Origin of the sequence: Altererythrobacter sp. H2 (genome assembly GCF_035319885.1) — a bacterium.
GTDB lineage: Bacteria > Pseudomonadota > Alphaproteobacteria > Sphingomonadales > Sphingomonadaceae > 34-65-8.
Window position 1 is genome coordinate 1,753,077 of the sequence record NZ_CP141285.1, and the last position, 23,847, is coordinate 1,776,923.

Consider the following 23,847-nt stretch of genomic DNA (forward strand, 5'->3'; position numbering starts at 1 on the left):
GGGTCAGCTGTTGCCGGGTGTGAGCTTTTCGATGAGCTTCACGAACTCGGTCAGTTCCTTGATCGACGAATCGATATCGGCGCGCTGGCGCTTGAGCTTGGCGATATGCGTGCGGCATTTCTCGACCGTCACGCGGCGCTGCTCAGCGCGGCCATCGCCCAGATCGTACAGGTCGATCATCTCGCGGATTTCGATCAGGCTGAAGCCGACGTTCTTGGCGCGCATGATCCACGCAAGCCGCGCCCGGTCCCGCTTCGAATAGACGCGGGTGAGACCGATGCGTTGCGGCGCGATCAGGCCTTCGTCCTCGTAAAAGCGGAGCGCACGCGCGGTGCAGTCAAACTCTTCGGTCAGGTCTGAAATCGAGTACTGTTCGCGCTCAAGCTTGTCAGGGCGATCAAGGTGTGCGCCCTTGTGCTGGTCGTTCGCTTGACCGGCTTCGGCTGGACTGGCTGGACTGGGGCTGGCTGGCGTCATGCCATGTTGATAACTTTCCTTTACGTAAACGTCAAGTGGCCACCCGGACCAGCCGGCCCTGCTCCAGCCGCCGGTAGAAGCAGTTGCGCGCGCCTGTGTGGCAAGCCGGCCCCGCAGGCCGGCACCGCAGGACCAGCGCATCCTGATCGCAATCCACCAGAATCTCGATCACTTCGAGTACGTGACCGGAGGTCTCGCCCTTCTTCCACAAGGCTTGCCGCGAACGGGACCAGAAGTGGGCCACGCCGGTTTCCTGCGTGAGCGCGAGCGCCTCGGCGTTCATCCAGGCCAGCATCAGGGGAGACGAATCGTCCGCGTCAACCGCCATGGCCGCGAGCAGGCCCTGGCCGTCGAATCGAGGCATGAAGGCCTCGCCCTGTTCGCGTTCCATTGTTTCAGCTTTGGAGGACAAATCGGATTACCTAGGAGAATGTGACGGGCCGCACTTACCGCTTGTTGCACAATAAGCACAGATGGGCTGCAAAATCGGTCGCATGGTGCGAACCGTCTTTAAACATCGGACCGCGAGTGGGAAACGTTTCATCGCGGCCTTCGGGCCGCCCGCCAAGCCAGCGGCGTCATCAGAGCGCCAGGTTCAGGGGGCCGGAGTGCTGCCGGCGCAAGCCAGGCGCCTCCACACAAGATGAGGGATCGGACCCTGGCGACTTCATGGGGGTGGGGTCGCTTTTGCCGCAAGGCGGGTTCAGACAATTTCGTCACGTGGGCGCCCGGAGTCTCAAGACTCCGGGCGTTTCGTTTGGGCCCACTTCCGTGAAGGGTCCTATTCCGTGAAGGGTAACGCCTCGTCCAGCACGCGGGCGAAGCAGGCAATCACCACGGATTTCGCACCAGCCTTCTGGAGTGCTGCCACGCAGGCATCGGTGGTTGCCCCGCTGGTCAGCACATCGTCCACCAGCACGATCCTTGCCCCTCTGATGCTCGCTCGGCGAAGCGGATTGACCACCAGTGCGCCAGCCAATGCGCGCTTTCGCTCCTGCTTGCCAAGCCTGCCCAGCACAGGCGTCGGGCGGGTGCGGAGGAGGCCATCGACCAGCACCGGCTGGCCGGTCCTCTGCGCCAGGGCGCGGGCCAGCAGGGCGGCCTGGTTGTACCCCCGCCGCCATAGCCGCCACCTGTGGAGCGGGACCGGCACGAACAGGCATCCCCCTTCAAGGCCTGGCAGCCTTGACGCGATCAGGCCCGCCATGAGCGGTGCCAGCGCAATCCGCCCGCCGTGCTTGAAGGCCAGCACCAGTTTGCGCGAGGGCCCGTTGTAGAGCGTGCCCGCAGCGATCCCGTTATGCCGGGGAGCATGGGCCATACAGGGCGCGCACTGGGCATCCCCCTCCCCCGCACTCTCCGGCAAAGGGCGCTGGCAGCGCGAACAGAGCGGAGCGGCCGGAATGACCAGCGTACTCCAGCACGCCGCGCAGAGGCCGGTCTGCTGCCCGATCCCCTCACCGCAAAGCGGGCAGCGCGGCGGGAATACGAGATCGACCAGCGGGGCGAGGGATTCGCGCAGGAAGGCAGCGTGCGACACGCGGCGATGCTGGACTGCTTGCAAGCGGCTGACAAGGCAGGCAGTGATTGACGGATGCAGCCGCCCGTCACCGTCCCCCGGATCTTCTCGCCCGAGCGCCGCCGCAGCCGGTGGCAGCGTGCGGCCGCGCGGCAGGGAACAGGCCACGCTGCCGGGTTCCTGTTCGAAGTCTTCGCCGAGGAAATCGAGGACCGGCTCGGCTTCATCCGGCACGAAGCGCGCACCGGGTTGCTGATCGGGGACCCGAGTGCCCAGGCGGCCCGGCTGCTGGAATCCCGCATTCCCCAGCTCGACTATGCCAGCCCGGTGACGCTGGACGAGGAGGCCGTGCTGCCGGGCCGGTATGACCTGCTCGTCAGCCTCGGCCTGCTCGACACGGTCAATGACGTGCCCGGCGCCCTGCTCCATATCCGCCACGCGCTGGAGGCGGACGGGCTGGCCATCATCGGCCTGCTGGGCGCGGGCAGCCTGCCTGCCCTGCGCGAGGCATTGTATCAGGCTGAGCCGGACCGCCCGGCGGCGCGGATGCACCCGATGATCGACATCCGTGCTGCTGCCGCCCTGATGCAGCGCGCCGGCTTCCGGCGGCAGGTGGCAGACCACTTCCCGCTCAAGGTCCGTTATGGCTCGCTCGACCGGCTGGTGGCGGACCTGCGCGACCAGGGGCTGACCAATGCGCTGGCTTCCGCCCCACCCCCGCTCGGCAAGGCTGCGGTGGACCGGGCCCGCGCCGCCTTCCTGGCCCGCGCCGATGCCGACGGCAAGGTCACCGAGACGTTCGAGTTGATCGTGCTGACCGGCTGGGGCTAGCCGCCTTTCAGCGAAGCCTGCGCTGCTGCCAGCCTTGCAATCGGCACGCGGTACGGCGAGGCGCTGACGTAATCGAGGCCGACCTTTTCGCAGAACGCGATGCTGGCCGGATCGCCGCCATGTTCGCCGCAGATGCCCAGCTTGATATCCGCCCGCGTCGCCCGGCCCCGCTCCGCCGCCATCTCGACCAGCTGGCCGACGCCTTCGATGTCGAGGCTGACGAACGGGTCACGCGCGAAGATGCCCTTGTCGACGTACGGCCCCAGGAACCGCGCCGAATCGTCCCGGCTCACGCCCAGGGTAGTCTGGGTCAGGTCGTTGGTGCCGAAGCTGAAGAACCGCGCTTCCTCGGCAATCTCGCCCGCCATCAGCGCGGCGCGCGGCAGCTCGATCATGGTGCCGACGAGGTACTCCACGGTCCGCCCGCGCTCGCTGAACACGTCCTGCGCTGTCCGGTCGACCAGAGCCCGCAGCAGTTCCAGCTCGCGCCGGGTGGCGACCAGCGGGATCATCACTTCGGGCACCGGAGCCTCGCCGCTCGCCTCGGCGACGTCGCAGGCAGCCTCGAAAATGGCGCGTGCCTGCATTTCGTAGATTTCGGGATAGGTGATGCCGAGCCGGCAGCCGCGATGGCCCAGCATCGGGTTGAACTCGTGCAGCTCGCCCGCGCGGCGCTTGAGGTGGTCGACGCCCAGCCCGGTGACATTGGCCAGTTCCTCGAACTCGGCATCGCCGTGCGGCAGGAATTCGTGCAGCGGCGGGTCGAGCAGGCGGATGGTGCACGGCAGGCCAACCATGACCTCGAAAATCTCGCGGAAATCGGCGCGCTGTTCGGGCAGCAGCTTGGCCAGCGCCGCGCGGCGACCGGCTTCGCTGTCGGCCAGGATCATCTCGCGCACAGCGCTGATGCGGGAAGCATCGAAGAACATGTGCTCGGTCCGGCACAGGCCGATCCCTTCGGCGCCGAAGCTGCGCGCCATGCGGCAGTCGGCGGGGGTTTCGGCATTGGTCCGCACGCCCATCCGGCGGTGGACATCGGCCCATTCCATCAGGGTGCCGAAGTCGCCCGCTAGTTCCGGCTCGATCGTCTTGACCTCGCCGCGCATGACCTGGCCCTTGGCCCCGTCGAGCGTGATCGTGTCGCCTTCGCGCATCTCCAGCGAGCCGATCCGCAGCGTCCGCGCCTTGAGGTCGATCGATACGGCGGATGCGCCCGAAACGCAGGGGCGACCCATGCCGCGCGCCACCACGGCCGCGTGGCTGGTCATCCCGCCGCGCGCGGTCAGGATGCCGGTTGCGGCGTGCATGCCGTGAATGTCCTCAGGGCTGGTCTCGACCCGGACCAGGATCACCTTCTCCCCCCGGCCGGACCACAGCTCGGCGGTGTCGGCATCGAGCACGATCTTGCCGCTGGCCGCGCCGGGGGAAGCCGGCAGGCCGGTGGTCAGCACCTCGCGCGGGGCATCGGGATCGAGCGTGGGATGGAGCAGCTGGTCAAGCGCCATCGGATCGACCCGCAGGATCGCCTCTTCCTGGCTGATCAGCCCTTCGCCCACCATGTCGACCGCCATCCGCAGCGCCGCCCTGGCGGTGCGCTTGCCCGAACGGGTCTGCAGCATCCACAGGTGGCCGCGTTCAACGGTGAACTCGATGTCCTGCATGTCGCGGTAGTGGCGCTCCAGCAGGTCGAACACGCGGGCCAGCTCGCCATAGGCATCGGGCATGGCCTCTTCCATGCTCAGCGGCTTGGCCCCGGCCAGTTTGCGGGCAGCGCGGGTGAGGTACTGCGGGGTGCGGATGCCCGCCACCACGTCTTCCCCCTGGGCGTTGATCAGGTACTCGCCGTAATAGGCGCGCTCGCCGGTGGCGGGATCGCGGGTGAAGGCGACGCCGGTGGCGCTGGTTTCGCCCATGTTGCCGAACACCATCGCCTGCACGTTGACCGCGGTGCCCCAGTCACCCGGAATGTCGTTGAGGCGGCGGTAGACCTTGGCCCGATCGCTGTCCCAGCTGTCGAACACGGCGCGGATCGCGCCCCACAGCTGCTCATCGACATCCTGCGGGAAGTCCCGGCCCAGTTCGCTTGCGACGATGCCCTTGTACTGCGCGACCAGCGCCTGCCAGTCTTCAGAATCCATCTCAGTATCGGCGTAGAGGCCCTTGTCTTCCTTGGCGATTTCCAGCGCCTCTTCAAACAGGCCGTGATCGATGCCTAGCACCACGTCGCCGTACATCTGGATGAAACGGCGGTAGCTGTCCCAGGCGAAACGCGGATCGCCGGAGACGCGAGCGAGGCCTTCCACCGTCTCGTCATTGAGGCCCAGGTTGAGGACGGTGTCCATCATCCCCGGCATCGAGACGCGGGCGCCGGAGCGGACCGAGACGAGCAAGGGGTTGTCCTTGTCACCGAACCGCTTGCCCACGGTTGCTTCGATATGCCGGAGCGCAGCGGCAACGGCAGTGTGGAGGCTGTCAGGGAAAGCCCCGCCTTCGGCCAGGTAGCGGACGCATTCCTCGGTCGTCAGGGTGAAGCCCGGGGGGACCGGCAGGCCGATGCTGGCCATCTCGGCCAGGTTTGCACCCTTGCCGCCGACCACGGTCTTGTCCTTCTGGCGCGGGTCCGAGTGATCCGCCGAGCCACCGAATGTATAGACCGTCTGCACCGGATTGATCCCCTTATGCTTGACGAAATTGACACCGTGTCAAGTTCAAGTAACCCAAATATCCTGCTGTAATATTGGCGCTTTTATAGCGCCGGCAGGGCCCGGCTTGCAGGTATGCCCCCCCCCGGGGGGGTTACCCTTCGATCCGGCTGAAGTCCGCGACCCTGTGCACCGCATCCCGGAACCGGGCAAGCAGCGCGAGGCGCGAGGTGCGTTTGATTTCTTCATCCGCATTTACTGTCACTTCATCGAAGAAACGGTCGATCGGTTCCCGCAGGCTCGCCAGCGCCGCCATGGCCCCGGCGAAATCCTCCGCCGCCACGGCAGCCCCGGCCTGCGGCTCGGCCGCATCGAGTGCGTCGAGCAGCGCCTTTTCCGCAGCTTCGGGGGTGTAGGAAAGTTCTTTCGCATGGCGCTCGGCCATCTTGGCCTCGACCACCGCCTTCATGTCGGGATCATCGACCATGGCCAGCGGGTCTTCCTCGCCGGTGCGGGAAATCTCGCCCTCCAGCCCGTGCCAGTCTTCCTTCTTGAGGATGTTGGCGGCCCGCTTGTAGCCCGCGAGGAGGTTGGTGCCGTCCTCGCTGGTCATGAAAGCCTGCAGCGCATGGACGCGGGCGAGCAGGCGGACGAGATCGTCCTCACCGCCGAGCGCGAAGACCGCATCGATCAGGTCGTGGCGAACACCGGCTTCGCGCTGCTGGACTTTGAGGCGGTCGGCGAAGAAGTCGAGGAGCGTTTGACCTTGCGCGGATTCAAAGTTCTTCAGCCGCCGATTTAGCCAGAAACTGATTGCCGTTTGCGATTGCGAAATTCGAACATTTCTTACGGTTCCTGCCGTGCTGATGGTAGCGACGACATCCGACCAAGGCTGGTCTGACGAGAAAGTGACGAGATCATCGGGGCCAGCCAGATTTTGACGCTCTGTCGGAGCTACGACTTCATCGAAGTGGCGCCACAATTCCTCAGCGCGTGGCTTCAAACCGTCAAGACAAAGGGCAATAACGGGGGCAAGTGGCAGTCGTAGATTTAGCGTACTAAGCGTGCTGATAACGGCGAGAGCCGCGCGACGTAGCGCAAAAGGATCTCTCGATCCGGTCGGGACTTCATCTACGGCAAAAAATGAGACTAACGTATCCAGCTTGTCCGCCAGCGACACCGCCACCGTCACCGGCGCAGTCGGCACTTCGTCGCCCTGCCCGACCGGCTTGTAGTGATCGCGGATTGCGTCGGTCACGGCATCGGGCAGACCCTCGGCGCGGGCGTAATAGCCGCCCATCAGGCCTTGCAGTTCGGGGAATTCGCCGACCATGTCGGTGACGAGGTCGGCCTTGCACAGCCGTGCGGCCTGTTCGGCGAGGTCGGCGAGGCGCGCACGTTCCTCCCCCACCGGGGGAGGGGGACCATCCGCAGGATGGTGGAGGGGCACCGTCTGCCTCGCGGAGGGTGCCCCTCCACCAGCTTCGCTGGTCCCCCTCCCCGTTTCGGGGAGGATTATCCCCTCCTCGCACAGCCAGCGCGCCAGCTTGGCCACCCGCTCCACCTTGTCGGCCACGGTGCCCAGCTTCTCGTGGAAGGTAATCCGTTCGAGCTTCTTCGCGTGTTCGGCCAGCGGCGTCTTGCGGTCCTGCTCCCAGAAGAACCGCGCATCGGAAAGCCGCGCGGCCAGCACCTTGCGGTTGCCATCGACCAGCGCCGCCCCGCCATCCTCTGCGGTGATATTCGCGGTGCAGACGAAGGCGTTGGCCAATGACTCCCTCTCCCCTTCAGGGGAGAGTGTCGGGGAGAGGGGAATGGCGGAACGGTCATGTCCGTCCCCCTCTCCCAACCCTCTCCCCTGAAGGGGAGAGGGCTTTGTGCACACGAAATACTTCTGGTTCACCCGCGCGGTGAGCTGGATCACTTCGGGCGGCACGTCGAGGAACGCCTCGTCGAACCGGCCGAGCAGCGGCACTGGCCATTCGGTCAGCCCGGCGTTCTCGATCACCAGCCCCTCGTCCGCGACCAGTGTCAGCCCGGCCTCGGCAGCGGCGCTGGCGGCACCGGCGCGGATCATGTCCTGCCGTTCAGCGTGGTCCACGATCACGTGGCAGGCGCGCAGCTTTTCCTGATAGTCGCCGGCCGAACCGATGGTGATCTCGCCCGGGCAGTGGAACCTGTGGCCGAGCGTGGCATAGCCCGAACGCACATCGCCGACTTCACACTCCACCAGATCCTCGCCGAAGATGGCGACGATGCCGGACAGCGGGCGGACCCAGCGAGGGCTTTCCGTGCTGACCGAGGCTGCGCCCCAGCGCATCGACTTGGGCCAGGAGAAATCGCGCACGATCAAGGGGATCGCTGCGGCGAGCACATCGCTGGTCTTGCGGCCGGGCTTGTCGATCACCGCGAACCAGGTTGCGCGGCCCTTCACGTCGCGCGCCTCCAGCTGATCGCGGGTGACGCCGTTCTTCTTGCAGAACCCCTCCACCGCCGCATCGGGCGCACCGACCGGCGGCCCCTTGGCTTCCTCGCTGACCGCTTCGGTCGCCAGCGGCAGGCCGCGTGCGATCAGTGCGAGGCGGCGCGGGGTCGACCAGACGGTGAGGTCACCCACGGCAACGCCGGCGGCGTTCATCTCGCGGCGGAACAGCTTTTCCAGTTCTGCCCGCGCACCTGCCTGCATCCGGGCGGGGATTTCTTCGGAGCGAAGTTCAAGCAGGAAGTCTGTCACTTGACCCACTCCGGATAGGTTTCGGCCCAGCGCGGCGCTTCCTTGGCCATGTGCGCCTCGCAGCTGCCGCGGGCGAGATCGCGCACCCGGCCCATGTAGCTGGCGCGCTCCTGCACGCTGATCACGCCGCGCGCCTGGAGCAGGTTGAACAGGTGGCTGGCCTCGATCGCCTGCTCGTAGGCAGCGATCGGGACGTTGGCTGCAAGCGAGCGCTGGCATTCGGCCTCGGCCCGGCGGAAGCCCTCGAACAGGGTATCGGTATCCGCCACCTCGAAGTTCCATTTCGACATCTGGCGCTCGTTCTCGAGGAACACCTCGCCGTAGCTGACGCCCTGCGTGTTGAACGCGAGGTCATAGACGTTGTCGACGCCCTGGATGTACATCGCGAGGCGTTCGAGGCCGTAAGTCAGCTCGCCTGCCACCGGCTTGCAATCGAACCCGCCCATCTGCTGGAAATAGGTGAACTGGGTCACTTCCATCCCGTCGCACCAGACCTCCCATCCCAGCCCCCAGGCGCCCAGTGTGGGGCTTTCCCAGTCATCCTCGACGAAGCGGATGTCGTGCTTGAGCGGATCGATCCCGATCACGCCGAGGCTTTCGAGATAGAGGTCCTGGATATCGGCCGGGCTCGGCTTCAGGATCACCTGGTACTGGTAATAGTGCTGCAGCCGGTTGGGGTTCTCGCCATAGCGCCCGTCGGTCGGGCGGCGGCAGGGCTGGACGAAGGCGGCGTTCCACGGCTCCGGCCCCAGCGCGCGCAGGGTGGTGGCGGTGTGGAACGTGCCCGCCCCCATCCGCATGTCATAGGGCTGGAGGATCAGGCAGCCCTGCGCGCTCCAGTAGTCATGGAGGGCAAGGATCATGTCCTGGAAGGACTTCGACGGGTCGCGAGGTGGCGGCGTGAACATGGCGCGCGCCATGGCCCAAGCCCCGGAAAGGGTCAATGCCGGAGCGGGCGGACCCTACTCGGCGGCGACGGCTTCCTCCGCCCGCGCAACGGTCACCGGAGTGCCGTTAAGCACCGCATTGCCCGACAGGCGGCAATAGCGTTCCGGATCGGTCAGGTCGTTGAGCGAGACACCGGCATGGGCCGCGGCGGTCTGCCAGCTGACCCCGGCGCGGTTATGTCCCCACCCGTGCGGCAGGCTGACCACGCCGGGCATGACGTCCTGCGTCACCTCCACCGCGACCTCGACCGCGCCGACCCGGCTGGCCACCCGGGCGAGGTCGCCATCCGCCAGCCCTCGCGCGGCGGCATCGTCAGGGTGGATCATCAGGGTGCACCGGTCCGGTCCCTTGACCAGGCGCTGGCTGTTGTGGAGCCACGAGTTGTTGGAGCGCACGTGCCGCCGACCGATCAGGCTCAGCGCGTCGGACGGCGTCGCATCGAGCGTCATGGCGAACCGTGCCGCCTCCTCCAGCAGATCATCGGGTGCCGCGTGGAGCAGGCGGTTGTCCGTCAGCAGCCGGTCCTTGAGGCAGGGTTGCAGCGGGCCGAGGTCGACCCCGTCATGACGCTGTTCGACTTCGGCCAGCGTCATCCCCGCAGGCGAGGCGCGCAGCATTGCGTCGAGCCGTTCGCGCGGGGTTTCGAAGTTGGGCACGCCCTTGCCCCGCGCTTCGAAAATTGCGGCGGCGAGCTCGCTGGCGATTTCCCAATCGGCCTTCGCGCCTTCCTCCATCGGCAAGGTGGGGGCGGAATAGGCGCCGAAGTTGCGCACCGCCAGCGGGCCGAAAAAGAACGAGAAGTGGTCCTTCTCCAGCGGGCCGCACGGGGGCAGGATGTAATGCGCGTGGCGGCTGGTCTCGGTCACATGCATGTCCATCGCCACCATCAGGTCGAGGCCGGCGAGCGCGGCTTCGGTCCGGGTGCCATGCGGCGCAGACAGAACCGGGTTGCCGGCGATCACGAACAGGGTGCGGATGCGCTGGTCATCCTGCCGGGTCAGCTCGTCGGCAAAGGCGATGGTCGGGATTTCGCCCATGACCGAAGGCAAAGTGCCGCGCGCGGTTTCCACCGTCTTCACGCCCCCGCGCCCGACCTGCCCGACGAGGTCGAGCAGTGGCTGCGGGAACATCGTGCCGCCTTCGCGGTCCAGGTTGCCGGTGGCGAGGTTGATCAGCTGGATCAGCCACTGGTTGAGCGCACCAAATTCGCACACCGAGACGCCCATCCGGCCGTAGATCGCCGTCTTCTCGCCACTGAGCTCTGCCGCCAGTGCGCGGATTGTGTCGACCGGGACGCCGCAATGTGCCGAGAGGCGGTCGAGGTCGAACCCGTCGACCAGCGGCTTGACCCGTGCCCAGCTGGCATCAACCAGTTCAGCGAGGCCAGGACGCAGCGTGTCACCCTCTGCCAGAACGCACTGGAGAATGCCGAGCAGCAATGCGGTGTCGGTCGCCGGGCGCACCGGCACCCATTGGTCGGCCTCCTTGGCGGTCTCGGTCCGGCGCGGATCGACCACCACCAGCCTGCCCCCGCGCGCCTGCATTTCCTTCACCCGGTTCCTGAAATCGGGCACGGTCCACAGGCTGCCGTTCGATGCCATCGGATTGCCCCCGACGATCACGATCAGCTGCGACCGGTCAATGTCAGGCACCGCCGCAAGGCTGACGTGGCCGTACATTTCGTATTGCACATAATGGTGCGGGATCTGGTCGAGGGTGGAGGCGGAGAACGTCCCCCGCGCCCCGACCGCCCGCTGGAGATAGCCTGACTGGGTCGACAGGGCGTAGTCATGCGCGCCGGGATTACCGCGATAGAACGCCGCGCGGGCACCGTCGTTCTGCAGCGCCACCACCCTGGCGGCGATTTCCCGAAAGGCCGTCTCCCAATCGAGTTCCTGCCAGGTGTCGCCGACCCGCTTGACCGGGCGGCGCAGCCGGTCGGGATCATCCTGCAGGTCGGCAATCGCGGTCGCCTTGGGGCAAATGTGCCCGCGGCTGAGCACGTGATCGGGGTTACCCTTGATCGACACGACCTTGCGCCCGTCAAGCTCCACCAGCACGCCGCAATTGGCCTCGCAGATATGGCAAGTGCGCCGATGGATCGTGGTGTGGATCGTGGTCATGGCTTGCTCTCCCTGCCCCCGCGATACCAGACCAGAACAGGCCGCGCTACCGGGCTTGGTGTCAGACAGGTGCGACTTTTTGTAAGGTAGTGTTGACATAGTCAGCGAATCACGACATTAAGTAAGGGAAACCTGACATCCGGCACTTGGCCGGCCGATTGGTCCGTTTGGCGAGGGCAACAGTAATGGCTTACAATCCGAATTATCGCGACGCCGAGAAAGCGCGGCAGGACCAGCGCGAGCGGGTCTACGCACTGACCTTGCTCAGCGGAATCGGTAACATCGCGGCGCTGTTCCTGCATATCAACGGCATAGCGACGATCATGCTGGGCTGGCTTGTCGGCGGAATGGTTGGCGCACTTGTCGTTGCCGGCATCCAAGGTCGAACCGACGACTACTACAACCAGCTTACCAGCTCCGGCCTGCGCTTGATGGCGCTCGGGCTCGGCACCCTTCTTTTGCTGCTGTGGGCTCAGACCGAGACAGCGTTGGCAGCCCGCTGGATCCCCGGCCTGGCCGTACTTGCGCAGGATGCCCTCCTGCTGGCGATGATCCTCACCCTGCTGTTCCACCTCGGCTACGCCTACTCTTACCTGCGCGACCGGTGGGCGGCAGGAGGACCGGAATGAACAACCGACTCAAAGTGCTGCGCGCCGAGCGCGACTGGAGCCAGGCAGAGCTGGCCGGTCGTCTCGATGTGTCCCGCCAGGCGGTCAACGCCATCGAGACCGGCAAGCACGACCCATCCCTGCCGCTCGCCTTCCGCATCGCGCGGCTGTTCGACATGCCAATCGAGGAGATTTTTAATGACGGTGAATGATACTGCCGCGCCTGTGAGCGGTGAAGCACGGCTCAAGGCCCGCCGCTCGGCCTTCTTCCGCTATGTGGCTCTCGCCCTGCTCGCCGGCTTCGTCGCCGGCATGATGAGCGGCGTGGCCGCAGCCTTTGTTGCCGAGGGTATCCTGCCCGGTGGCCTGCTGATCGCGCTCTGGGCCGTCGTCATCCTGGGATTTGCCTGGTTCACCCGCGATTACTTCCGCCGGATCGACGAACTGGACCTGCTCGATAACCTCTGGGCCAGCACCATCGGGCTCTACACCTACATCGTCGTGTTCGGATCGTGGTACCTGTTTCACGATGTCGGCCTGGCTTCGGAGCCGGACCAGTACGCGGTCATGGCCGCCACCCTGATTGCCACAACAATCGCCTACCTGGCCCGCAAGGCCGGATTACGCTGACCCTTCGACGCTGATACACTCCCCAAACCAAAGGAACCGACCATGAAGAAACTCTTGTCCACCCTCGCCCTTGGTACTGCAACCGTCACCCTGTTCCTCGGTGCGCCCGCCTTTGCCGAGGCTACCGAAGCTGCTCCGGCAGCCGCACCGAAAGCTGCGGTCAAGGCCAAGCCTGCCCTCTGGAAAGTGGCTGATGAAGATACCACGATCTACCTCTTCGGCACGGTCCACATCCTGCCAGAAGGCATCGAATGGTTCACCGGCTCCGTCAGCGATGCGCTCGCCGCTTCGGATGTGCTGGTCACCGAGATCCCGATGGGCCCGCAGGCGGATGCCGAAATGCAGCAGATGGCGATGCAGAAGGGCATGCTGGGCCAAGGCGGCAACCTGCGCGCCCTGCTCAGCGAGGAAGACAAGGCCGCCTATGAAGCGGCACTCGCCAAGCTGAGCATTCCGGCACCCGCGTTCGATGCGTTCAAGCCGTGGATGGCCGGGCTTACGCTGACCGTCATTCCGCTGCTCCAGCAAGGCTATACGCTTGACGCCGGGGTCGAGAAGCAGCTGATGAAGCTGGCGGGCCCGGAAAAGGCCACCGGCTCGCTCGAAACGATCGCCTTCCAGCTCGGGATGTTTGACGGCATGCCGCAGGAAACCCAGATCGAGTTCCTGATTGCCGCTGCGTCCACAGCTGGCGATATCGTGCCGACGCTCGACACCATGGTGGCCAAGTGGGCCGAAGGCGACGATGCCGGCCTGGCCGCGATCATGAACGAGGAAATGGGCGATCCCGCAGTTGCCGAAGCACTGCTCTATTCGCGCAATGCCAACTGGGCCGAATGGATCGACACCCGCCTCGATGCGCCGGGCACGGTCTTCATGGCGGTCGGCGCAGGCCACCTTGCCGGTGAGCGCAGCGTGCAGGATCTGCTCGCCCAGCGCGGCATCACCACCGCGCGGGTGCAATGACCGGGGCACTTCGGCTTGCTTTCGGGCTGATGGCAGCGTTGCTGCTGTCAGCCTGCGGCAAGCCGGACCCTGACGCGCCGCCGCCCTCCCCGATCCTCTACGAATTGGCTTCGGCAGACGGATCGGTGGAGGGCTGGCTGTTCGGCACCATCCACGCGCTGCCGGACGACACCGAATGGCAAACGCCCGCGATCGAGCGGGCAGTCACTGAAGCGGACCTGCTGGTGGTCGAGATTGCCAACCTGGAAGACCGCGCTGGGGCAACCGCCTTGTTCAACGCAAGGGCGGCTGCGCAAGGCCAACCCCATATCCTCGACCGGGTTTCCGCCGATATCCGCCCTGCCCTGGCCGAGCTGATCGACCGGAGCGGGTGGAGTGAGGAAGAGCTGCGCAAGGTCGACACCTGGGCTGCGGCGCTGATGCTGGCCCAGTCATTGCGCCACGGTGACAGTGCCAACGGGATCGACCGGGCTCTGCTGCGCCAGTTCCGCGGGCGTGAGGTGGTGGAGCTGGAGGGCCTGTCGGCTCAGTTTGCCCTGTTCGACACCCTGCCCGAACAGGACCAGCGCGACATGCTGGCTGCACTGGTTAAAGATCACATGCGCTGGCAGGACGATCCCGGCCATCTTGCCCGGGCCTGGCTGGCGGGCGATATCGAGCAGGTGATCGACCCCGGTCAGTCCGCCTTGCTGGCCGATCCCGAGCTGCGCGAGACCTTGCTGACCCGGCGCAATGCAGCCTGGGCACCCCGGATTGCCGCCATGCTGGATGATACGCCCACGGTTCTCGTCGCGGTCGGCGCCGGGCACCTGCCCGGGCCTGACGGGCTGGCGGCCCTGCTCGAAGCGCGCGGCTTCACTGTCCGCGCCTTGCGGTAAGCGCGCTTGCATTTCCCCCTGCGCCCGCTATAGGGCCGCCCTTCGGCGCCATGGTCATCCCTGGAGGCGTGGCGGACCGAGACAGGCACAATCAATGCAATCCGAAAGGCAAGACCCATGAGCGACGCTCTGACCCTGCCGGCCGAGACGCGCGAACGGGCTGGCAAGGGAGCCTCCCGTGCACTGCGTCGCGAAGGCCGCGTTCCCGCCGTTATCTATGGCGGCAAGGAAGAACCCATCCTGATTCATGTCGAGGGCAAGGAACTGTTCCGGCAAATGATGACCGGGCATTTCATGAACTCGATCGTCACGATCGAAATCGGCGGCAAGCGCATCAACACCCTTCCCAAGGATGTGGCGCAGCACCCGGTCAACGACCGTCCGCTCCATGTCGACTTCCTGCGCCTGAACAAGGACTCGAAGGTCGACGTGCAGGTCCCGGTCGTGTTCATCAACGAAGAAGCCAGCCCCGGCCTCAAGAAGGGCGGCGTGCTCAACATCGTCCGTCACGAACTTGAACTGGTGTGCGATGCCAACCGCATCCCGTCCGAAGTCACCATCGATGTGACCGGCAAGGACGTGGGCGATTCGATCCACATCAGCGAAGTGACCCTTCCCGAAGGTTCGCTCAGCGCCATCACCGACCGCGATTTCACCATCGCCACGCTGGTCGCCCCCTCGGCGCTCAAGCGGGCTGAAGGTGCGGCAGCCGCTGAAGGCGAAGCTGAGGCCGAAGCGGAAGGCTGATAGCCTCACCGTTTTGACAGATAGCGAAAGCGCCGGTTCCCCTCGCGGAACCGGCGTTTTCTTTTGGCCGGGGCACAGCTAGGAGCGGACCCATGCAAATCTGGGCAGGCCTCGGGAACCCCGGTCCGCAATATGCGATGCACCGGCACAACATCGGCTTCATGGTCTGCGACGTGATCGCGGAGATGCATGGCTTCGGCCCGGTGCAGAAGAAGTTTTCCGGCTGGACCCAGGAAGGGCGGATCGGCACGCACAAGGTGCTGCTGCTCAAGCCCGCCACCTTCATGAACGAGAGCGGCCGCGCGGTGGCCGAGGCGCTGCGCTTCTACAAGCTGGAACCGGACGCGCTGACCGTGTTCCATGACGAACTCGACCTCGATCCGTTTCGGGTCAAGGTGCGCGTCGGCGGCGGGCTGGCCGGGCACAACGGGCTGCGCAGCATCAACCAGCATCTGGGTCCTGACTTCCGCCGCGTGCGGATCGGGATCGGGCATCCGGGGCACAAGGACCGGGTCACCGGCCATGTGCTGGGCAACTACGCCAAGGCGGAAATGGACGACCTTGCCGCCATGCTCGGCGCCATCGGCGCGGAGGCGGAATGGCTCGCCAAAGGCGACGACGCGCGCTTCATGAACGAATATGCGCTGCGGATGCAGGGGTGAGGCGTGAGCGGCAAGGTGACTGTCATCAGGATGCGCTGGTGGGGGCATCTGCTCTTCGTCTTTCCGCTCCTGTTCCTTCCACCAATCGGCGTTGCCATGGGATCGGCCGGGATTGATCTGCTGAACGAGCCGGGCGGGTGGTGGAAAGGCCCCATCATCATCGCTGGCGCCGGCGTTTTCCTGTTCGCTGGCGTCCTGATGCTGAATCTTCTGTGCACCTTTCGCCTGGAGATCGACAGCCGATCATTGCGTCTGGTCGGTAATCTCTGGACCCACGACATAAGCTGGCGGGAAATCACCCGCATATCGAGAGTCCACAACCCCAGGGGCATCGGTTATCACGTGCTGATCGAGGTAGATGGATCGCGCTTGCCCCGCCGCCACTGGCACCGCTTATGGTTGGCAGGCTATCAGATCCCCACCCCGATGGAGAAACACCCGACAGAGCTGGCCGCTTACCTCAAGCGCAAATGGCGTGAGGCGCTGAGGCGCCAGCAGGCGGAAGCGAGCGCCGAATGAACCGCGTCCTCATCATCGGCCCCTGCGGTTCGGGCAAGAGCACCCTCGCCCGCGAACTGGCGCCGCGCATGGGCCTGCCGCTGGTCCACATGGACCAGCTCGGCTGGCAGCCCGGCTGGATCGAGACGGAAAAGCCCGAACTGCATCGCCGGATCGGTGAGGCCGTCGCGGGCGAACGCTGGCTGATCGAGGGCAATTACGGCAGCACGCTGGGGCCTCGGCTCGAACGGGCGGATACCGTGCTCTACCTCGATTTCCCGATCACGCTGTGCCTGTGGCGGCTGGTTCGCCGCATCTGGACCCATCGCGGCCGGTCCCGCCCCGACATGCCGCAGGATTGCCCTGAACGGTTCGACCTCGCGTTCTTCCTCTACGTGGTCAACTGGAACCTCGGCCCGCGTCCCCGCACCGAAGCAGCCATTTCCCCCTGGCTTGGCAAGGTTGTGCGCCTGAAACACCCGCGAGAGCTTGCGCATTGGCGAAAGCTGCATAACCTCGGCTGATCCCATCAGCAGCCGAGGATTTCCCCATGCCCCAGCTTGACCGCCGCAGCCTGCTTGCCGGTGCTGCCGCCGCTTCCGCCCTTGCCGCCACCTCTGCGGCCCCTTTGCGCGCTGCTACCGGCGAACCCGACCTCACGGGCAAGGCGATCCTGATCACGGGCTCCTCGTCCGGTTTCGGGAGGCTCGGGGCCGAGTATTTCGCCCGCCGCGGTGCCCGGGTTTTCGCCACCATGCGCGGCCTCCCTCGCCCGGAAGGCGAGGAACTGCGCGCACTGGCCGCAGCGGACAGACTCGATATCCACCTGATCGAAATCGATGTCCTGTCGGACGAACAGGTTGCCCCCGGGGTGGCCGAGGCCGAACGGATCAACGGCGGCCCGCTCGATGTGCTGGTCAACAATGCCGGGATCGGCATCACCAGCCCGGTTGAGGTGCAGGACATGGAGGCGACCCGGCTGATCTTCGATACCAACGTGTTCGGCTGCCACCGCATGGCGCGCGCAGTCCTGCCCGGAATGCGGACGCGCAAGTCCGGCCAACTGTTCCAGATATCAAGCCAGCTCGGGCGCGTAATTGCGCCATATTCTGGCCATTATTCCGCCACAAAGTTTGCGCTGGAGGCGATGAGCGAACAGCTTGCTTACGAACTTGTGCCGCACGGGATCGATGTCACGATCATCCAGCCCGGGGGTTATCCGACCGACGTATGGGTCAATCGCAACGCCTATTCCTCTGCGCTGAAAGCGCGCGCGGAAGCGGCGCACGCGGCCGGCTATCCGGAGCAGGTCGCGCGGATGGGCGTGGAAGACGGCTCCGGACGCAGCGCCGACCCGATGGACGTGCCGCGCGAGATTGCCCGGATCATCGCCCTGCCCGCCGGAACCCGCCCCTTGCGCGTCCCTGTCCACCCTGGCCCCAAGCCGCAGGTCGCGATCAACGATGTGAGCGCAAAAACCCAGGTCGAATGGCTTGGCCGCTCGCCCACCCTTGGGCCGTTGGTGCGCGCGGTGCATAACGTCTGACTGGCGTTGTGCGCGGCAGGCGGCTAAGGGCCGCCGCCAAAGCTATCACCGGAGTTTTCGATGGGTTTCCGTTGCGGAATTGTCGGACTGCCCAATGTCGGCAAGTCCACGCTGTTCAATGCATTGACCGAGACGCAGGCCGCACAGGCTGCGAACTATCCGTTCTGCACGATCGAGCCGAACGTCGGCCAGGTCGCCGTGCCCGACGAGCGGCTCGAACGGCTGGCCGAAATCGGCAAGTCGGCCAAGGTCATTCCGACCCAGTTAGCCTTTGTCGATATTGCCGGCCTGGTGAAGGGCGCAAGCAAGGGCGAAGGCCTGGGCAACCAGTTCCTCGGCAATATCCGCGAAGTTGACGCGGTGGTCCACGTGCTGCGCTGTTTCGAGGATGATGACATCCAGCACGTCGCCAACAGGGTCGATCCGATTGCGGACGCTGAAGTGGTCGAGACAGAGCTGATGCTCTCCGATCTCGAAAGCCTCGAAAAGCGGGTTCCGGCCGCGGCCAAGAAGGCTGCCAGCGGTGACAAGGAAGCCAAGGCCATGGCCAGCGTGCTGGGACAGGCGCTCGACCTGCTGCGCGAAGGCAAGCCAGCCCGCCTGACCGAGCCGAAGGACGACGAGGAAGCCCGCCTGTTCGCGCAGGCCCAGCTCCTCACCGCCAAACCGGTACTTTATGTCTGCAATGTGGCAGAAGAAGACGCCGCGACCGGAAACGCCATGTCCAGACTCGTGTTTGCAAAGGCGCAGGCCGAAGGGGCCGAGGCAGTCGTCGTCTCGGCCGCTATCGAAAGTGAACTCGTCACCATGCCGGTGGAAGACCGGGGCGAATTTCTCGAAGCGCTCGGGCTCACCGAAAGCGGGCTCAGCCGGGTCATCCGGGCAGGCTACAAGCTGCTCGGCCTGAAGACCTTCTTCACGGTCGGCCCCAAGGAAGCCCGCGCCTGGACGTTCCCTTCCGGGGCCAAGGCTCCGCAGGCGGCCGGCGAAATCCATACCGACTTCGAACGCGGCTTCATCCGCGCTGAGACCATCGCCTTTGACGACTATATCACGCTTGGCGGGGAAGCCGGCGCGAAGGAAGCGGGCAAACTGCGCCAGGAAGGCAAGGAATACGCGGTGCAGGATGGCGACGTGCTGATGTTCAAGTTCAACGTCTAGGAGCCAAGTGCGGCCTGCTGCGTTACCCCTCAAACCATAGGGGATACGCGTGCTCGACAAATCGGAAAAGTTTCGCTGGCTGGTGCGGCTCGGCTATTTCAGCCGGGCCGTTTTTTACACCATGCTCGGCTTCATCGCGCTCACCAACGTGGCGCAGATCAGCCAGGGGGTGGATGGCATCTTCGAAGCGATCGAGGGCTTCCCGGGTGGCACTGCCCTGCTCTGGGTCATGGCGCTGGGACTGCTGGGCTACGCCCTGTTCCGGTTCTGCTCCCCGCTGTTCGACGTAGAGAATGAAGGCAGCGATGCGCATGGCTGGGCCAGGCGGATCGGTCATGGCGGCAGCGCCATCGGCCACCTCGTGCTCGCCTGGTCGGCCTATCGCCTCGCCAGCGCCGACGTATCCGGCGCCGGCGACGGCGCGCAGGAAGCGGCGGCCGGGGTGCTGTCGGTGCAACTGGGCGGCCTGGTAATCGGCGTGCTCGGCATCGCCTTTTTCCTCGCAGCGATCTCGCAGGCAAAGAAGGGCGTGAGCGGTTCCTTCATGGCGCGGATTGGCGCGGGCGCGCCCGAGGGCACGCGGGTGCTGGGCGCAATCGGATACACTGCGCGGGCCGTGGTTTTCCTCGTTATCGGCTGGTCGCTGGTGAAGGCCGGTTTCTACTCGGGCGATGCCGGAGAGGTGCGGACACTGGGTGATGCGGTTACTTCGCTGGCGGGGAACCAGATCGTCTTCCAGGGGGTCGCGCTCGGGTTGCTGGTGTTTGGCCTGTTCAGCTTTATCCTCGCCCGCTACCGCATCGTTCCTGACCTGGCGCCGGACGGCCGCAAGCCGCGCTACCGCGCCTGAGCGATTGCATCCCGGTCCGCCTTGGGCCAGAGGCGAAGCGGATTTGGCGGGAGGCGGGATGCTGTACTTCGAAGACCTCGTAATCGGTTCCAGGCAAAGCTTCGGGAACTATGTTGTCACGCGCGAGGAAGTGCTGGAGTTTGCGGGCAAGTACGATCCGCAGCCATTTCACCTGTCAGATGAGGCCGCTGCGCAGACACATTTCGGCCGTATTTCGGCCAGTGGCTGGCATACCTGCTCGATGACCATGGCGATGATGGTCGAGAACATGAAGACCAATGCGCAGGCCGGGCTCGGCTCGCCCGGGGTCGATCAGCTGCGCTGGGTCAAGCCGGTCTATCCGGGAGACACCTTGCGGGTCGAAAGCGAGATCCTGGAAAAGCGGCGCAGCCAGTCGCGCCGAGACATGGGCATCTTCAAGTCACGCAGCCGGACATTCAACCAGCATGGCGACGTGGTGCTGGAAATGGTCTCGAACGGCCTGATCCGCGTGCGCGAGCCCGACGCACCGATCGACTGATCAGCTCGGGCACTGGGCATAGCCGGACGCGCGATAGACTGCGCGGTCGGCCCCGTCCCGGACTTCCAGCGTCGCTTCGTAGCGTTTGCCGCCCGGCTCTTCAGGCTGCTCCGCTCCGAGCCCGAAATGGATGGAGTAGGCCAGCCCATCATACCTGGTCCAGGCCACCCCCGGCCCCTTCTGCACGCCATTGTCCGGCGCAAATTCCGCAATGTCGCCGGACAGCCTCATGACAGCGCGATCTTCCATGGCCAGCAGGACAGGGGCCATGCCGCCGCCATCAGGGGCAAAGGCGCAGGCCGGGTCGGTCAGCGCGTGCTGCTCGATATCGGGATAGAGGATGGGCTCAGGCTTCAGCGGCACAGCCACCCCTTCATTGGCCTGTTCGATCTCGGCCACCTTCGCCGCAGCGTCTCGCCGGTCAGCCTCGCTGCCGCATCCCGCAACTGCCAGCACCGCCATGATCAGCACGAACCGCATCAGTGTCTCCCGAACAGTTTCTCGACGTCATCCATCTTCAGCTTAACCCATGTCGGGCGGCCATGGTTGCACTGGCCTGAACGCGGCGTGCGCTCCATCTCGCGCAGAAGCGCGTTCATCTCTGCCACGCTGAGGGTCCGCCCTGCCCGCACCGATCCGTGGCAGGCCATGGTAGCCAGCACCAGATCCAGCTTCTCTCCCAGGAGCAATGCCTCACCGTGGAGCGCCAGGTCGTCAGCAATATCGGTCAGCAGCTTGGCGGGATCTGCACCGGCCAGGGCATGGGGCAGCGAGCGCACCAGCATGGCATTGGGTCCGAACCGCTCGATCCCCAGCCCCATCCCGGCCAGCTTGGGCGCGGCCGCTTCGAGCCGGTCGCAGGCCGGCTCATCCAGCTCGACCACATCGGGGATCAGCAGGGCTTGCGCGCGGGCCACCGCCTCTCCCGCCCCGGCGGCGCGAAGCCGCTCCAGCACCAGCCGTTCGTGCGCCGCGTGCTGATCGACCAGCACCAGCCCGTCAGCAGACTCGGCAACGATGTAGGTCCTGGCAACCTGCCCGCGCGCGATGCCGAGCGGAAACTGCGCAGCATCGGCGGATGCAGGTTCCGATTCTTCTGCCCTTCCGTGCGGTTCCGCCAGAGGGGTATCAGCAGGCGCGCGCCACGCGGCCGGCTGTTCCCGCAGGGCGGCATGGGAATCTCCCGCGCCCTGTCCTTCGAACATGGATCGAAATGCGGGAGCCACTGGTTCGGCCTGCCACCGCTCCATTGCCTGCCGGTCAGGCCCTTGAGATGATCGCCGGTCACCTGTGCTCAGCGCCTGGCGTAAGCCCCAGACGATGAACCCGCGCACGGCCGCCGCATCACGGAAGCGCACTTCGGTCTTGGCCGGGTGTACATTCACGTCGACATCTTCCGGCGGAAGGTCGAGAAACAGCGCCAGCACCGCTTGCCGGTCTCGCGCCAGCATGTCGGCATAGGCTCCCCGCACCGCGCCGGTCAGCAGCCGGTCCTTCACCGGGCGCCCGTTGACGAACAGGTACTGGTGGTCGGCCACGCCCCGGTTGTAGGTCGGCAGCCCGGCCACGCCGGTCAGGCGCATGTCGCCCCGTTCCAGATCGATGGCCACGCCATTGTCGGACAGTTCGCGCGCGATGATGCCCGACACCCGCTCCGCCACTGTCTCGCCGCCTTGCGCGTGCAGCACCCGCCGCCCGCCATGCTCGAGCGTAAAGGCCAGGTCAGGCCGGGCCATGGCGAGACGGCGCACCACATCGAGGCAGGCGGCATATTCACTCCGCTCGCTGCGCAGGAACTTGCGCCGCGCGGGCACCTGGGCAAACAGCTGCTCGATCCGCACCCGGGTGCCGGGGGGCAGTGCGGCAGGCCCGTCCGCCGCGAACCGGCCGTGATCGACCACCTTGCGCCAGCCCTCCCCCGCATCGTGGGGCCGGCTCTCGAGCGTGAAGCGGGAAACGCTGGCAATCGAAGGCAGGGCCTCACCCCGGAAGCCCAGCGTGGTGACCTGCTCGATCGCGTCATCAGGCAGTTTCGAAGTGGCATGGCGTTCGAGCGCGAGCGACATTTCGGCCGGGCTCATGCCGCACCCGTCGTCGGTCACTTCGATCAGGCCAAGGCCGCCCTCGACCAGCCTGACCGCAATCCTCCGCGCGCCCGAATCGATGGCATTCTCGACCACCTCCTTGAGTGCCGCAGCCGGGCGCTCGACCACTTCGCCCGCCGCAATGCGGTTGACGAGTTCTTCGGGAAGGCGGCGAATGTGGGGCATGGCGGGACGCTAGCGGTGATATGCGCCGGATTCGAGGTCGGCAGTGGAAAATACCCCCGCCTGTCGACACAATTTTTTGGCGTTTTCCCCACGCATTCGTTAAAGGGCGGTCACTTCCTGCCAGCTCAGGGTAGAACGCCCTCCGGGAAACCGGAGCGAAACCCTGTATCATCACGGATTGCCCGTCGAATGACCTTTTTGTCCAAGCTCTTCAAATTCGGTTCGCGCAACATGGCTATCGACCTGGGGACGGCTAACACGCTGGTCTATGTCGATGGCGAAGGCATTGTCCTGAATGAGCCATCGGTGGTGGCAATCGAGACGATCAACGGGATCAAGCGGGTCAAGGCCGTCGGCGACGATGCCAAGATGATGATGGGGAAGACCCCTGACAGTATCGAGACGATCCGCCCCCTGCGTGACGGCGTGATTGCCGACCTCGACTGGGCCGAGGAGATGATCAAGGAATTCATCCGCAAGGTGAATGGCCGCAAGACGAGCATGTTCCGCCCCCCCGAAATCACCATCTGCGTCCCCAGCGGCTCGACCTCGGTTGAACGCCGCGCGATCCGCGATGCTGCTTCCAACGCCGGTGCCAGCCAGGTCTACCTGATCCTCGAGCCGATGGCCGCTGCAATCGGGGCTGACATGCCGGTGACCGAGCCGGTCGGCAGCATGGTGGTCGACATCGGCGGCGGCACCACCGAAGTGGCAGTGCTGTCGCTGCGCGGTCTGGCCTATGCCACCTCGGTCCGCACGGGCGGGGACAAGATGGACGAATCGATCGTCTCCTACGTCCGCCGCCACCACAACCTGCTGATCGGTGAATCGACTGCCGAGCGCATCAAGCGCGATTACGGCGTCGCCATGGCCCCCGAAGACGGGATCGGCGAGATCATCACCATCAAGGGGCGTGACCTTGTCAACGGCGTGCCCAAGGAAATCACGATCAACCAGGGCCACATTGCCGAAGCGCTGGCAGAACCGATTGGCGCCATCGTCGAAGGCGTGCGGATCGCGCTGGAAAACACCGCGCCTGAACTGGCCGCCGACATTGTCGACCAGGGTATCGTGCTGACCGGCGGCGGGGCCCTAATCAAGGGCCTCGATGTCCACCTTCGCGAGGAAACCGGCCTGCCGGTCTCGGTGGCGGAAGATCCCCTGTCCTGCGTGGCAATCGGTACTGGGCGAGCGATGGAAGATCCGATCTATCGCGGCGTCCTGATGACCGCTTAAG

24 protein-coding genes are annotated in these 23,847 nt (G+C 65.6%); 15 read left to right on the forward strand and 9 right to left on the reverse strand.

Annotated features, from left to right (window positions below; all coding sequences use genetic code 11):
* Window positions 1-3 precede the first annotated feature (3 nt).
* The 3 genes from U4960_RS08850 to U4960_RS08860 form a co-directional block, all read right to left on the reverse strand.
* Complete coding sequence (locus U4960_RS08850) at window positions 4-477, reverse strand: MerR family transcriptional regulator (protein ID WP_324260291.1); 474 nt, start codon at window positions 475-477, stop codon at window positions 4-6.
* A 31-nt stretch (window positions 478-508) separates the two neighbouring features.
* Complete coding sequence (gene hisI, locus U4960_RS08855) at window positions 509-868, reverse strand: phosphoribosyl-AMP cyclohydrolase (protein WP_324260292.1); 360 nt, start codon at window positions 866-868, stop codon at window positions 509-511.
* A gap of 390 nt (window positions 869-1,258) precedes the next feature.
* Window positions 1,259-2,017 carry a ComF family protein gene (locus tag U4960_RS08860; RefSeq protein WP_324260293.1) on the reverse strand — a complete coding sequence of 253 codons (759 nt, stop codon included), beginning with the start codon at window positions 2,015-2,017 and terminating at the stop codon, window positions 1,259-1,261.
* 54 nt (window positions 2,018-2,071) lie between these two features.
* Between U4960_RS08860 and U4960_RS08865 the strand changes: the two genes are divergently transcribed.
* Window positions 2,072-2,827, forward strand: a complete 756-nt coding sequence (locus tag U4960_RS08865) for a methyltransferase domain-containing protein (protein ID WP_324260294.1) — start codon at window positions 2,072-2,074, stop codon at window positions 2,825-2,827.
* Here U4960_RS08865 and ppdK read toward each other — a convergent pair.
* The 4 genes from ppdK to U4960_RS08885 all read right to left on the reverse strand — a co-directional run bounded on the left by ppdK (window position 2,824) and on the right by U4960_RS08885 (window position 11,274).
* On the reverse strand, window positions 2,824-5,490 hold the full coding sequence (gene ppdK, locus U4960_RS08870; RefSeq protein WP_324260295.1) for a pyruvate, phosphate dikinase: 2,667 nt from the start codon (window positions 5,488-5,490) through the stop codon (window positions 2,824-2,826). The genes U4960_RS08865 and ppdK overlap by 4 nt on opposite strands.
* A gap of 133 nt (window positions 5,491-5,623) precedes the next feature.
* On the reverse strand, window positions 5,624-8,203 hold the full coding sequence (gene glyS, locus U4960_RS08875; RefSeq protein ID WP_324260296.1) for a glycine--tRNA ligase subunit beta: 2,580 nt from the start codon (window positions 8,201-8,203) through the stop codon (window positions 5,624-5,626).
* Window positions 8,200-9,123, reverse strand: coding sequence for a glycine--tRNA ligase subunit alpha (locus U4960_RS08880; RefSeq protein WP_416379060.1), 924 nt, complete (start codon window positions 9,121-9,123; stop codon window positions 8,200-8,202). Before U4960_RS08880 ends, glyS begins: the two co-directional genes overlap by 4 nt.
* Window positions 9,124-9,165: 42 nt before the next feature.
* Entirely contained in the window at window positions 9,166-11,274 is a 2,109-nt protein-coding gene (locus U4960_RS08885) for a molybdopterin oxidoreductase family protein (protein ID WP_324260298.1), read from the reverse strand.
* A 185-nt stretch (window positions 11,275-11,459) separates the two neighbouring features.
* On the opposite strand from U4960_RS08885, the gene U4960_RS08890 reads away from it, so the two are divergent.
* The 13 genes from U4960_RS08890 to U4960_RS08950 all read left to right on the forward strand — a co-directional run bounded on the left by U4960_RS08890 (window position 11,460) and on the right by U4960_RS08950 (window position 20,340).
* Complete coding sequence (locus tag U4960_RS08890) at window positions 11,460-11,903, forward strand: hypothetical protein (RefSeq protein WP_324260299.1); 444 nt, start codon at window positions 11,460-11,462, stop codon at window positions 11,901-11,903.
* Complete coding sequence (locus tag U4960_RS08895; RefSeq protein WP_324260300.1) at window positions 11,900-12,094, forward strand: helix-turn-helix transcriptional regulator; 195 nt, start codon at window positions 11,900-11,902, stop codon at window positions 12,092-12,094. Before U4960_RS08890 ends, U4960_RS08895 begins: the two co-directional genes overlap by 4 nt.
* On the forward strand, window positions 12,081-12,512 hold the full coding sequence (locus U4960_RS08900) for a hypothetical protein (RefSeq protein ID WP_324260301.1): 432 nt from the start codon (window positions 12,081-12,083) through the stop codon (window positions 12,510-12,512). The genes U4960_RS08895 and U4960_RS08900 overlap by 14 nt, the downstream gene beginning before the upstream one ends.
* A 42-nt stretch (window positions 12,513-12,554) precedes the next feature.
* A complete protein-coding gene (locus tag U4960_RS08905) occupies window positions 12,555-13,478 on the forward strand; it encodes a TraB/GumN family protein (RefSeq protein ID WP_324260302.1) in 924 nt (307 codons plus the stop codon).
* Complete coding sequence (locus U4960_RS08910) at window positions 13,475-14,356, forward strand: TraB/GumN family protein (protein ID WP_324260303.1); 882 nt, start codon at window positions 13,475-13,477, stop codon at window positions 14,354-14,356. The genes U4960_RS08905 and U4960_RS08910 overlap by 4 nt, the downstream gene beginning before the upstream one ends.
* A gap of 117 nt (window positions 14,357-14,473) precedes the next feature.
* Window positions 14,474-15,103 carry a 50S ribosomal protein L25/general stress protein Ctc gene (locus tag U4960_RS08915; RefSeq protein ID WP_324260304.1) on the forward strand — a complete coding sequence of 210 codons (630 nt, stop codon included), beginning with the start codon at window positions 14,474-14,476 and terminating at the stop codon, window positions 15,101-15,103.
* Window positions 15,104-15,195: 92 nt separating this feature from the next.
* Window positions 15,196-15,765 (forward strand): aminoacyl-tRNA hydrolase, encoded by a 570-nt coding sequence (gene pth, locus U4960_RS08920; RefSeq protein ID WP_324260305.1) that lies wholly within the window; start codon window positions 15,196-15,198, stop codon window positions 15,763-15,765.
* A 3-nt stretch (window positions 15,766-15,768) separates the two neighbouring features.
* Window positions 15,769-16,284, forward strand: coding sequence for a hypothetical protein (locus U4960_RS08925; protein ID WP_324260306.1), 516 nt, complete (start codon window positions 15,769-15,771; stop codon window positions 16,282-16,284).
* Window positions 16,281-16,787, forward strand: a complete 507-nt coding sequence (locus tag U4960_RS08930) for an AAA family ATPase (protein ID WP_324260307.1) — start codon at window positions 16,281-16,283, stop codon at window positions 16,785-16,787. The genes U4960_RS08925 and U4960_RS08930 overlap by 4 nt, the downstream gene beginning before the upstream one ends.
* Before the next feature lie 26 nt (window positions 16,788-16,813).
* On the forward strand, window positions 16,814-17,809 hold the full coding sequence (locus U4960_RS08935; protein WP_324260308.1) for an SDR family oxidoreductase: 996 nt from the start codon (window positions 16,814-16,816) through the stop codon (window positions 17,807-17,809).
* A gap of 60 nt (window positions 17,810-17,869) precedes the next feature.
* Window positions 17,870-18,970: a redox-regulated ATPase YchF gene (gene ychF, locus U4960_RS08940; protein ID WP_324260309.1), complete on the forward strand. Its 1,101-nt coding sequence runs from the start codon at window positions 17,870-17,872 to the stop codon at window positions 18,968-18,970.
* Window positions 18,971-19,019: 49 nt separating this feature from the next.
* Window positions 19,020-19,820 carry a DUF1206 domain-containing protein gene (locus U4960_RS08945; protein ID WP_324260310.1) on the forward strand — a complete coding sequence of 267 codons (801 nt, stop codon included), beginning with the start codon at window positions 19,020-19,022 and terminating at the stop codon, window positions 19,818-19,820.
* Between the two features lie 58 nt (window positions 19,821-19,878).
* Window positions 19,879-20,340, forward strand: coding sequence for a MaoC family dehydratase (locus tag U4960_RS08950; RefSeq protein WP_324260311.1), 462 nt, complete (start codon window positions 19,879-19,881; stop codon window positions 20,338-20,340).
* On the opposite strand, the gene U4960_RS08955 is transcribed toward U4960_RS08950, so the two are convergent.
* Together U4960_RS08955 and mutL are read right to left on the reverse strand one after the other, a co-directional pair.
* Window positions 20,341-20,820, reverse strand: coding sequence for a hypothetical protein (locus U4960_RS08955; RefSeq protein ID WP_324260312.1), 480 nt, complete (start codon window positions 20,818-20,820; stop codon window positions 20,341-20,343).
* Window positions 20,820-22,610 carry a DNA mismatch repair endonuclease MutL gene (gene mutL / locus U4960_RS08960; RefSeq protein WP_324260313.1) on the reverse strand — a complete coding sequence of 597 codons (1,791 nt, stop codon included), beginning with the start codon at window positions 22,608-22,610 and terminating at the stop codon, window positions 20,820-20,822. The genes U4960_RS08955 and mutL overlap by 1 nt, the downstream gene beginning before the upstream one ends.
* A gap of 189 nt (window positions 22,611-22,799) precedes the next feature.
* Between mutL and U4960_RS08965 the strand changes: the two genes are divergently transcribed.
* The gene (locus U4960_RS08965) at window positions 22,800-23,846 is read left to right on the forward strand and encodes a rod shape-determining protein (protein WP_324260314.1); all 1,047 of its coding nucleotides are present in this window, start codon (window positions 22,800-22,802) and stop codon (window positions 23,844-23,846) included.
* The last annotated feature ends 1 nt before the right edge of the window (window position 23,847 follow it).